Source organism: Cetobacterium sp. ZWU0022 (assembly GCF_000800875.1).
GTDB lineage: Bacteria > Fusobacteriota > Fusobacteriia > Fusobacteriales > Fusobacteriaceae > Cetobacterium_A.
The window spans coordinates 1-396 of sequence record NZ_JRJZ01000126.1 but is presented as its reverse complement, the minus strand read 5'-3'; the positions used below and the strand labels follow the sequence as shown (position 1 = coordinate 396).

The following is a 396-nucleotide window of genomic DNA, read 5'->3' as shown; positions in this document are numbered from 1 at the left end:
TGAACGTACTAAAAAAGATATCACAAAGATGGAAGCGATTATTGGTTCTGAAAATAGATTGAAAACTTTGGCTCAAGATTTTATAAATCACTGGGAGATGAGAAGAGATAACGCCTTTGGTAAATGTATGATAGTAGCTATGTCTCGTAAAATATGTGTGGATTTATATAACGAGATTGTAAGCTTAAGACCAGAGTGGCACAACGAGGATAAAGCTAAGGGAAAAATAAAAATTGTTATGACAAGTGATATTAGTAAAGATCCTATGGAGTTTAAGCAGCACTTTACAACAAAGCAGGAGAGAGAAGAGCTTGCTAATAGAATGAAGGATGACAATGACGAGTTAGAGATTGTTATAGTTCGTGATATGTGGCTAACAGGGTTTGACGTTCCATC

At 35.4% G+C, this 396-nt stretch carries 1 pseudogene; it reads left to right on the top strand.

The features are described 5' to 3' along the window. Positions 1–28 precede the first annotated feature (28 nt). Positions 29–396, top strand: a pseudogene (locus L988_RS13845) (DEAD/DEAH box helicase); the annotation flags it as partial.